This is a genomic window from Exiguobacterium sp. s7 (genome assembly GCF_018618195.1).
GTDB classification, from domain to species: domain Bacteria; phylum Bacillota; class Bacilli; order Exiguobacteriales; family Exiguobacteriaceae; genus Exiguobacterium; species Exiguobacterium mexicanum_A.
In genome coordinates, this window is record NZ_JACSLO010000019.1 from 19,316 (window position 1) to 29,239 (window position 9,924).

The window sequence follows — 9,924 nt, forward strand, 5'->3', positions numbered from 1 at the left end:
AAAAATGATAAACATTTCTTTCCTATTCTCACAATGAGACGGGTAACACGATAGTATCAACATCATTGCAATTGTTTCCAACTCAACTTTCCCATCACCTTTAGAAGCAACTGACATCATGACAAAGGAGAGGATTCGCAATGTTTAAGGACAAGACATTATTGATCACTGGAGGCACAGGCTCATTCGGAAACGCTGTCATGCAACGTTTCCTGAAAACGGATATTAAAGAGATTCGCATTTTTTCACGAGACGAGAAAAAACAGGACGATATGCGTAAGCTCTATCATGACGATAAACTCAAATTTTATATCGGAGATGTTCGTGATGTGAACAGTGTGCGCAACGCGATGTACGGCGTCGATTACGTCTTTCACGCGGCGGCGTTGAAACAAGTACCATCGTGCGAATTCTTCCCGCTCGAGGCGGTTAAGACGAACGTGCTCGGTACGGATAACGTATTGAACGCAGCGATTGAACAGAACGTCCAAAAAGTGATTTGTCTGTCAACGGACAAGGCGGCCTATCCGATCAACGCGATGGGGATCTCCAAGGCGATGATGGAAAAAGTGTTCGTCGCCAAAGCGAAAGCGGTCGGTCCAGAGCAGACACTGATTTGTGGGACGCGCTATGGGAACGTGATGGCCTCAAGAGGCTCGGTGATCCCGTTGTTCGTCGACCAAATCAAACGTGGTGAGCCGCTCACCGTGACAGATCCGTTCATGACCCGCTTCTTGATGAGTCTTGAGGATGCCGTCGAACTCGTCGTCTTCGCCTTTAAAAACGCTCATGCGGGAGACATTATGGTTCAAAAATCGCCGGCCTCGACCATCGGCGTGTTGGCGCAGGCGTTGCTCGAGCTGTTCGGTGCGAACAATCCGATCAAGGTCATCGGCACGCGTCACGGCGAAAAGTCATATGAGACGCTGCTGACCCGAGAAGAGAATGTTGTCGCGGAAGACATGGGCGGGTTCTATCGGGTCCCAGCTGATACACGCGACTTGAACTACGATAAGTATTTCAACGAGGGTAGCAAGCGCCTCACCGTCGAGGGCGAATACAACTCGGCAAACACCGAGCAGTTGAACGTGGAACAAGTAAAGCAATTGTTGCTGACGCTCCCCTACATTCAACAAGAACTCGCGAGCTGGGTGAAAGTATCATGAATATTCTCGTGACAGGCGCCAAAGGGTTCATCGGCAAAAATCTAGTCTCCGAATTAGAGGCACGAGGGCATGATGTATTCTCGGTCGGGCGAGAGACGACGGAAGACATGTTTCGCCGATTCTGTCAGGATGCGGAGTTCGTCTACCACTTGGCTGGTGTGAACCGTTCGGAAACGGAAGCCGCGTTTGCGGAAGGAAACGCCGGGTTCACTAGACGATTAATCGAGACATTGGCATCTTCTAAAAATGAGGCACCGATCATGCTCGCTTCCTCGATTCAAGCAACGCAGGACAATCCATACGGACTGAGTAAGCTAGCTGCCGAGCACCTCTTGATCGAAGCACATCAAACAACGCGGCGAAGCGTCTATATCTTCCGCTTCCCGAACCTTTTCGGAAAGTGGGGCCGCCCGGATTATAACAGTGTCGTCGCAACGTTTTGTTATCGTATGGCGAGAAACCTGCCCATCGAGATTCATAATCCGACTCAAACGGTACGACTCGCTTATATCGATGATGCAATCCATCGGCTGGTCGGTCTGTTAGATACATTCCGGGAGCAAGCGAATGAAGTCTACTATGAGAATGTACCAGTTCATGCGCCGATTGCCTTAGGACGCATCGCCGAGTTGTTACAGACGTTTAAAGACAGTCGAGCGACTCTCCGGATTCCACAACTTGACGACGCGTTTACCAAACAACTGTACAGCACGTATCTCAGTTATTTGCCGGCCGACCAGTTCGCCTATGACTTGAAGCGAAATGAAGACGCGCGCGGCTCATTCACCGAATTCATCCGAACTGCCGACCGAGGTCAAGTGTCCATCAATGTTGCTAAGCCGGGCATCACGAAGGGGAATCATTGGCATCATACAAAAAACGAGAAGTTTCTTGTCGTCAGTGGTGAAGCGCTCATCCGGTTCCGTAAAGTCGGAGAACGTGAGGTCCATACGTATCACGTGACAGGAGACATGATGCGCGTGCTCGACATCCCCACAGGTTACACGCATAACATTGAAAACATCGGAACAACAGATTTGGTTACCGTGATGTGGGTAAACGAACCGTTCGATTCGAGCAACCCGGACACATATTTCATGGAGGTGCAAGATGAAACGACTCAAAGTGATGACCATCGTCGGGACGCGTCCCGAAATCATACGCCTGTCGGCCGTTATTCATAAACTGGAACACTCTGAGGCCATCGAGCACATCCTCGTGCACACGGGACAAAATTATGATTACGAATTGAATGAGGTGTTCTTTCAGGATTTCGAATTACGAAAACCAGATTATTTCCTCAATTCAGCGACAGGCAGTCCGATTGAGACGATTGGGAATATCCTGATTCAAGTCGATCCGGTGCTCGAGCTTGAACGTCCGGACGCCGTGCTCATCCTCGGTGACACGAACTCTTGCCTAGCAGCAATCGCAGCAAAACGGCGAAAAATCCCGATTTTCCATATGGAAGCGGGAAATCGCTGTTTCGATCAACGTGTCCCAGAAGAAATCAATCGGAGAATCGTCGATCATACGGCAGATGTAAATTTAACGTACAGCGATATCGCCCGTGAATACTTGCTCCGCGAAGGGTTGCCAGCCGAACGAATCATCAAGACGGGCAGTCCGATGTACGAGGTGTTGATGTCCAAACGAGAGGCGATTGAAAACTCCGATGTACTTGATCGACTCGAATTGAGTCCTGACAACTACTTCATCGTTTCGGCACACCGGGAAGAGAACGTCAATTCTGACATCAATTTTTTGGCACTTGTAGACAGTTTGAATGCAATCGCTGAACACTATCAACTTCCTGTCGTTGTCAGCACGCACCCACGGACGATGAAGCGAATCAATGAACTGAACGTCTCGTTCGATCCGTTGGTTCGACTTCTCAAGCCGCTGGGATTTATCGATTATAATCACCTTCAATTGCATGCCAAGGCAGTGCTCAGTGACAGTGGGACGATTAGCGAAGAGTCTTCGATTCTTGGATTGCGAGGGTTGAATATCCGTGAGACACACGAACGGCCGGAAGCGATGGAAGAAGGGGCCGTGTTGATGGTTGGTCTCGAAACAGAGCGGATTTTACAAGGGTTATCGGTCGTCATGGAGCAAGAACGACCTCGTATCGTCAGTGATTACAGTATGCCTAATGTCTCTGACAAAGTGGTGCGGATTTTGATTTCGTATACGGACTACGTCCGACGCGAAGTATGGAAAGGTACAACGGATCCACGTCAAACTGTAAAGGAGGGTGAACGATGAAACAAAAACTCGTTTTTATCGGAAACATCGCTTCTCCTTATCAGGTGAAGCTGTGCTACGCCTTGGAAGAGTACTTTGACGCTGAATTTTGGTTTTACGAGTATCTCGATCAAAATCGACCAGAATGGTGGAAAATCCCGCTCGGTGATAAGTGTCAGGTGTTGAGATATTCGAAGTGGTTTCCGAAGATTGGTTACCTCTCACTCGGCTTGATTCCTGAGTTGATTCGTTTCAAACCAGACGTCATCCTACTCGGTGGATTCATGGCCGGACATGCAGCCATTGTAAGAATCGCTAAGCTGTTCGGCATCAAAACCGTCATTATGAGTGAGCCGCTTCGACCGCTACAAAATGACGACGATCCGTCTGACCGTCTGACGAATCCTCAGGATAATCCATACAAAACGAAGCTGTTGCACTGGATGTTCAAGGACGCTGACCTCTACTTCGGGATGGGGACAGTGGCAGTTGAGCAATTCAAACAACAACTCGGGTTTGACCCTAATAAAGTCGTACATGCGACGTATGCGCAGGACATTGATGCTTACTTTGATCACGGGTTGAGACGGAAACGGTCGGGCGATACGTTCAAATTACTATTTGCGAATCGGCTTGTCGAACGTTACCAGCCATTGCTCGTGTTAGAAGCGTATCGGAACTTATCAAAACGCTATTCCCTCGAACTCTATTTAAATAATTCGGGGCAACAGCTCGAGGCGTGTAAAGCCTATATCGCAGAACACGACCTGAAGAACGTCCACTTCTTAGATGAGATTCGGGCGTGGGATGAGATGCCGAAAGTGTATGAACAAGCAGACATTTTGGTATTGCCGGCAACGTATTCGAACGGGAACGGGACCATCATCGAAGCAAGAGCCTCGGGCATGGGGGTCGTCATCAGCGATCAAATCAACAACGTCTCCCATCATTCCGTAGACGGTAAAAATTGCTATATGTGTGGCGTCACGGTCGAATCGATCGAACGAGGGATTGAACAATACCTCGAACATCCAGAGCGTCTCATCGAACATGGCATGTTATCGCGGGAACTCGTCAAGTTCCACCGTAACGATGTCACAGCCAAAGGATACTATGACACGTTGCGCGCGAAACAGATTATTTCGTAAAGGAGAAATGTCATGAACGTGGCCATTATGCAGCCTTACTTCTTCCCATATATCGGGTATTTCCAATTGATTCATGCGGTCGATACGTTCGTTGTGTATGACGACGTTCATTTCATCAAAAAAGGTTGGATTCATCGCAATCGGATTCTGATTGACGGAAGTCCTCATCCGATCACCTTACCTATTCAGAAGATGAGCCAGAATCGTTTGATTTGCGACCATGAGCGTTCGCAGCCAGGCGAAATCGTTGAACAACAGTTGAAGTTGTTGCGACATGCCTATCACAAAGCCTCTCAATTTGAACACGTCTTCCCGTTACTCGAACGCGTGATTCGTCATCCCGAGCGAAACGTCGGGAAGTATTTGGCATACAGCATCGAGGAAGTCGCTCGGTACCTCGGTATCTCAACGACATTCATTCTCTCGTCAGAATTGAACGCTGGGGTTGGATTGAAGGGCCAAGCGAGAATCCTCAAAATATGTGATCACTTGAGGGCGACGCATTACGTGAATGCCATCAACGGCATGGACTTGTACGATACCGAGGCGTTCGAACAGGCGGGAATCGATTTGTCGTTCATTGAGACAGAGCCTATCACTTATCATCAAGGGCCATATCCGTTCCAAGCGAATCTATCCATCATCGACGTGATGATGTATTGTCCCAAACACGAAATCCAGCTTATCCTTGAACGTTACGCTCTCGTCTCGAATCGCCAAGTGACCTAGGAGGTGCCTTATGCTACACATCGTTGATATCCAATCCGCAGCATTCCCGTCTTATCCAGTAGTGAACAAACCTGACAGCAAACCGACAGCTATTCCGGTTACGAAATCCATGCTCCCTTCCCTTGAAGAGTACACGGATGAGATTCGTGACTTGTGGGTATCGGGATGGTTGACGAACAACGGCACTAAACATCAGCAACTTGAACGGGAGTTGATCGAATATTTGGGGGTCGAACACTTATCCCTATTCACGAACGGGCACTTGGCGCTCGAGGCGGCGATTGAAGCTCTCGGATTGACAGGTGAGGTCATTACGACGCCTTTCACTTTTGCTTCGACAAGTCATGCACTGATTCGTAAAGGGCTAACACCCGTTTATGGAGACATCCGATCCGATGACTTTACGCTCGATGCTACCAAATTAGAACATTTAATTACACCCAAAACTTCGGCCATCCTTCCTGTTCATGTATACGGAAATGTATGTGACGTTGAGGCCATCGAGGCGATTGCCAAACGACACAACCTGAAAGTGATTTATGATGCGGCCCATACGTTCGGCGTCACAGTGAACGGACGAGGAATCGGAACGTTCGGTGACGTCTCAATGTTCAGTTTTCACGCCACGAAAGTGTTCCATACCATCGAAGGAGGAGCTCTGACGTACAATGACCCGGCACTGAAACATCGTTTCGACCAATTGAAAAACTTTGGCATCACCGGACCGGAAACGGTGGAAGTGACGGGGGGGAACGCCAAAATGAATGAATTTCAAGCAGCGATGGGTCTATGTAACCTGCGCCATATCGATGAGACGATTGCGCGGCGGAAGCAAGTACGTGAACTCTATGACACGCTGCTCAGCGGTCTCGATGGCATTCGCATCCTGAAACCACAACCGGGCGTTGAAACGAACCATTCCTACTATCCGATCATCATGACGTCAGAGGAAAATCGGCGGGATGAACTGCATGACGCCTTGGCGAAAGAAGGGATCTTCACCCGGAAATACTTCTATCCACTCGTAACGGATTATGCGTGGAATCATAATCGTTTCGCGAGCCGTCGCACACCCGTTGCCCGCACGATTGCCGAACGGGTACTGACACTTCCACTTTATCCAGACCTCACTACAGAAGACGTAACCCGGATTTGTACCACGATTCAAGAAAGGGTGATGAAGTGATGAAAGGAATCATATTAGCAGGTGGGAACGGAACGCGTCTCTATCCGATGACGAAGGCCGTCTCGAAACAACTGTTACCAATCTACGATAAGCCGTTGATTTATTACCCGATGTCCGTCCTGATGCTGGCGGGAATTCGGGAGATTCTACTCATTTCGACTCCACAAGATATCGGCGGATACGAGCGATTATTCGGGGACGGGCATCAACTCGGTATCGACATCTCGTATAAAGTACAGACCAAGCCGGTTGGGCTGGCAGATGCATTTATTTTAGGAGCTGACTTCATCGGGGACGACTCGGTCTGTCTCATCTTGGGCGACAACGTGTTTTATGGACCGGATTTAACGCGATTCTTGAAACATGCACAATCGAAAAAACAAGGAGCGACGGTCTTTGGCTATCCGGTAAAAGATCCACGAGCATTTGGTGTCGTTGAATTTGATTCACAAAATCGAGTGGTCTCGATTGAAGAGAAACCGGCCGAACCAAAATCGAATTATGCGGTCCCAGGTCTATATTTTTACGACAATCAAGTCGTTGAGTTCGCCAAACGTGTTGAGCCTTCTGCACGAGGAGAGCTCGAAATCACGTCAATCAATAATATGTATCTGGAACGCGGAGAGTTGAACGTCGTTTTGTTCGGCCGCGGGATGGCGTGGCTCGATACCGGCACACCAGAAGGCATGATTAAAGCGGCTGTGTTCGTTCAAACGGTTCAAGAACGTCAAGGCTATTACATTGCCTGTCTCGAGGAAATTGCATGGCGCCGCGGGTTCATTTCACGAGATGAGTTGAAAGATATTGGTTTGACGCTCAAGATGACGGATTATGGACAATATCTCTTATCACTCGTCGAGGAAGGGGAGAGAACGGATGCGAACGATTCTAGTGACTGGCGGAGCCGGGTTCATCGGTTCAAATTTCATAAAACACTTACGGGCAAAACATCCGACGTACCGCATTCTTAACGTCGATGTGCTCACCTATGCAGGGAACTTGGAGAATTTGCGCGAGTTCGAAGCCGATTCGCTCTATCATTTCGAAAAGGTTGATATCCGTGACCGTCAAGAAATCGAACGGTTGTTTCGAACATATGATGTGGATGAAGTCGTTCACTTTGCTGCAGAATCACATGTGGACCGGAGTATCACCGAGCCGGAGCTGTTTTTGACGACAAACATTCTCGGGACGCAAGTGTTGCTCGACACGGCGATGCGACATTGGAAAGTGGCCCCCGATGATAAATACCGTCGCGACTATAAAGCATCCGTCTGTTTCGTCCATGTCTCGACCGACGAAGTGTACGGGTCACTTGGAGCGACCGGTTATTTCACGGAAGACTCACCCATCGCCCCGAATAGTCCATATTCCGCCTCGAAAGCAAGCTCTGATTTACTCGTTCGAGCCTATTACGAGACGTATGGATTGCCGGTCAAGACGACCCGATGCAGCAATAACTACGGGCCGTATCAATTCCCGGAAAAACTCATCCCGCTCATGATTCATAACTGCATGTCGAATCTTCCATTGCCAGTCTATGGAGACGGGCAACAGATTCGAGACTGGCTTCATGTAAGCGATCATTGTGAAGCCATCGATGTCGTTCGAGAACATGGGCACTTCGGCGAAGTGTACAATATCGGCGGTCATAATGAAAAGACGAACTTGGAGCTCGTGCAAATCATCATCAACGCGTTCGGTCAGTCAGAAGAATTGATTCAATTCGTCAAAGATCGTCCGGGGCATGATCGACGCTATGCCATTGACGCGACCAAGATGGCCGATGAATTAGGGTGGACCCCACGATATCAATTCGAAGACGGAATCGCCGAAACGATTCAGTGGTACGTGGAGCATCCTGAATGGATTGAACGAATCGTATCCGGTGCGTATCAAACCTATTACGATTCGATGTATTCTTCGTTCAGATAGGAGGGGTTACCATGTACGAACGTTTGATGAAGCGTCCACAAGACGCAATCCTTGCGACGGTTTCGTTACTCGTTTTAAGTCCTGTTCTTCTGACGATTGCTGGTCTCATCAAGTGGAAAATCGGTGGGCCGGTGTTATTCAAGCAGAAACGTCCCGGCAAGGACGGCGTTATTTTCGAGATGGTGAAATTTCGAACGATGACCGACGCGCGGGATGAGCATGGCGAACTGTTGCCGGACGAGGTGCGCTTGACTCCGTTCGGGCAGACGCTCCGGTCGCTCAGTCTGGATGAGCTGCCGAGTTTACTGAATATCGTCAAGGGCGACATTGCGATTGTCGGACCGCGCCCGTTGCTCGTCGAATATTTGCCCCGATACAACGAGGAGCAGCGCCGACGTCACGATGTACGTCCTGGACTGACGGGACTTGCCCAAGTGAACGGCCGCAACCGGCTGTCCTGGCAGGACCGATTCGCGCTCGACGTGCAATATGTCGATAACGTCACGTTCTTTAATGACTGGAAGATTATCCTGCAAACGGTCCGGAAAGTCCTGAAGAAGGATGGGATTTCGTCCGATACGGCGGTGACGATGGAGGCGTTTATGGGGAATGAGAAGGTAACAAACATCGTCAAATAGAGCGAGCGGGCCATGCGGTCCGCTCGTTTTCTTGTGTGTCATTTCTTTTGACGAACTTCACCAGAACGTCACTCGAGGCTACTCCCAGAACGTGGTATAACTAAAAATGTGAAAAAGTGAACAAATGGAGGGTTATACATGAAACGAATCACCTTGATGCTAGTTGGACTTATTCTTATCCTTGCAGCCTGCAGTCCACTCGAGGCCGTCGACTCGACGAACATCCATACATATACGACATACGAGCTCCCGCTCGAAGACAAGGTTGCGCTCGGGGAAGGGGAGCACGAGATCGTATTCGTCTTCGACTACAGCTGCCCGTGGTGCAAAAAATGGATGGAAGAGGTACTGCCGAAGATTGAAGAGCGCTGGATTGAGACGGGCGAGGCGACGTTCAAAGGACAGCCGCTCGTCTTGTTGAACGAACAGTCACAGTTGCTCGCGAACGTCGATTATAATGTGGAACGTCTCATCCCGGACCGCTATTATGAGGTGCAACGCGCCATCGGGCTCGACTCCGGGTCAGACGGCTTTGGCACGGAAGCGTATGCCCGAGAGCTCGCGTCCGAGTTCAACTTGAATGCGGATGAACTGCTCGAGAACCATGTCGATATCGGCATCCAGAACTCACGGCTGTTCACGCGCGACTTCGGTGTGGCCTATGTGCCGACGGTGTACGTCGACGGCATCCAGCTCGTCGACGCGTTCAGTTTAGAAGAGATGGAGAAAATCATGGACGGCACTATTCAAGCAGGCGACGAAGTCGAACTAGCGGAAGACTGAAATGAGGCTGGGACATAACTAGCCAGTTCTAAAGTATTTCAATCAAAAAGAGGGGTCCGGTCACCGATTTTCGGTGACCGGACCCCTTCTTT

General features: G+C 49.5%; 10 protein-coding genes. All 10 read left to right on the forward strand.

Going from position 1 to position 9,924, the window contains the following annotated elements; all coding sequences use genetic code 11:
* Window positions 1–140: 140 nt before the first annotated feature.
* Window positions 141–1,166 carry a polysaccharide biosynthesis protein gene (locus tag KNP79_RS14740; protein ID WP_215192881.1) on the forward strand — a complete coding sequence of 342 codons (1,026 nt, stop codon included), beginning with the start codon at window positions 141–143 and terminating at the stop codon, window positions 1,164–1,166.
* A complete protein-coding gene (locus KNP79_RS14745; RefSeq protein WP_215192882.1) occupies window positions 1,163–2,350 on the forward strand; it encodes a polysaccharide biosynthesis C-terminal domain-containing protein in 1,188 nt (395 codons plus the stop codon). Before KNP79_RS14740 ends, KNP79_RS14745 begins: the two co-directional genes overlap by 4 nt.
* On the forward strand, window positions 2,277–3,434 hold the full coding sequence (gene wecB, locus KNP79_RS14750; protein ID WP_215192883.1) for a non-hydrolyzing UDP-N-acetylglucosamine 2-epimerase: 1,158 nt from the start codon (window positions 2,277–2,279) through the stop codon (window positions 3,432–3,434). Before KNP79_RS14745 ends, wecB begins: the two co-directional genes overlap by 74 nt.
* The gene (locus KNP79_RS14755; RefSeq protein ID WP_215192884.1) at window positions 3,431–4,561 is read left to right on the forward strand and encodes a glycosyltransferase family 4 protein; all 1,131 of its coding nucleotides are present in this window, start codon (window positions 3,431–3,433) and stop codon (window positions 4,559–4,561) included. The genes wecB and KNP79_RS14755 overlap by 4 nt, the downstream gene beginning before the upstream one ends.
* Before the next feature lie 12 nt (window positions 4,562–4,573).
* Complete coding sequence (locus KNP79_RS14760) at window positions 4,574–5,290, forward strand: WbqC family protein (RefSeq protein WP_215192885.1); 717 nt, start codon at window positions 4,574–4,576, stop codon at window positions 5,288–5,290.
* Window positions 5,291–5,300: 10 nt separating this feature from the next.
* On the forward strand, window positions 5,301–6,476 hold the full coding sequence (locus KNP79_RS14765) for a DegT/DnrJ/EryC1/StrS family aminotransferase (RefSeq protein ID WP_214832197.1): 1,176 nt from the start codon (window positions 5,301–5,303) through the stop codon (window positions 6,474–6,476).
* Window positions 6,476–7,447 carry a glucose-1-phosphate thymidylyltransferase RfbA gene (gene rfbA / locus KNP79_RS14770; protein ID WP_214718222.1) on the forward strand — a complete coding sequence of 324 codons (972 nt, stop codon included), beginning with the start codon at window positions 6,476–6,478 and terminating at the stop codon, window positions 7,445–7,447. The genes KNP79_RS14765 and rfbA overlap by 1 nt, the downstream gene beginning before the upstream one ends.
* Window positions 7,353–8,411 (forward strand): dTDP-glucose 4,6-dehydratase, encoded by a 1,059-nt coding sequence (rfbB, locus tag KNP79_RS14775; RefSeq protein ID WP_215192886.1) that lies wholly within the window; start codon window positions 7,353–7,355, stop codon window positions 8,409–8,411. Before rfbA ends, rfbB begins: the two co-directional genes overlap by 95 nt.
* A gap of 11 nt (window positions 8,412–8,422) precedes the next feature.
* A complete protein-coding gene (locus KNP79_RS14780; protein ID WP_215192887.1) occupies window positions 8,423–9,049 on the forward strand; it encodes a sugar transferase in 627 nt (208 codons plus the stop codon).
* Between the two features lie 138 nt (window positions 9,050–9,187).
* The gene (locus KNP79_RS14785; protein ID WP_215192888.1) at window positions 9,188–9,832 is read left to right on the forward strand and encodes a thioredoxin domain-containing protein; all 645 of its coding nucleotides are present in this window, start codon (window positions 9,188–9,190) and stop codon (window positions 9,830–9,832) included.
* Window positions 9,833–9,924 lie beyond the last annotated feature (92 nt).

Excerpts from the sequence above, each read along its gene's own strand:
- KNP79_RS14740 (WP_215192881.1), top strand. The coding sequence starts at position 141 with ATGTTTAAGGACAAGACATTATTGATCACTGGAGGCACAGGCTCATTC.
- KNP79_RS14745 (WP_215192882.1), top strand. The coding sequence starts at position 1,163 with ATGAATATTCTCGTGACAGGCGCCAAAGGGTTCATCGGCAAAAATCTA.
- wecB (WP_215192883.1), top strand. The coding sequence starts at position 2,277 with ATGAAACGACTCAAAGTGATGACCATCGTCGGGACGCGTCCCGAAATC.
- KNP79_RS14755 (WP_215192884.1), top strand. The coding sequence starts at position 3,431 with ATGAAACAAAAACTCGTTTTTATCGGAAACATCGCTTCTCCTTATCAG.
- KNP79_RS14760 (WP_215192885.1), top strand. The coding sequence starts at position 4,574 with ATGAACGTGGCCATTATGCAGCCTTACTTCTTCCCATATATCGGGTAT.
- KNP79_RS14765 (WP_214832197.1), top strand. The coding sequence starts at position 5,301 with ATGCTACACATCGTTGATATCCAATCCGCAGCATTCCCGTCTTATCCA.
- rfbA (WP_214718222.1), top strand. The coding sequence starts at position 6,476 with ATGAAAGGAATCATATTAGCAGGTGGGAACGGAACGCGTCTCTATCCG.
- rfbB (WP_215192886.1), top strand. The coding sequence starts at position 7,353 with ATGCGAACGATTCTAGTGACTGGCGGAGCCGGGTTCATCGGTTCAAAT.
- KNP79_RS14780 (WP_215192887.1), top strand. The coding sequence starts at position 8,423 with ATGTACGAACGTTTGATGAAGCGTCCACAAGACGCAATCCTTGCGACG.
- KNP79_RS14785 (WP_215192888.1), top strand. The coding sequence starts at position 9,188 with ATGAAACGAATCACCTTGATGCTAGTTGGACTTATTCTTATCCTTGCA.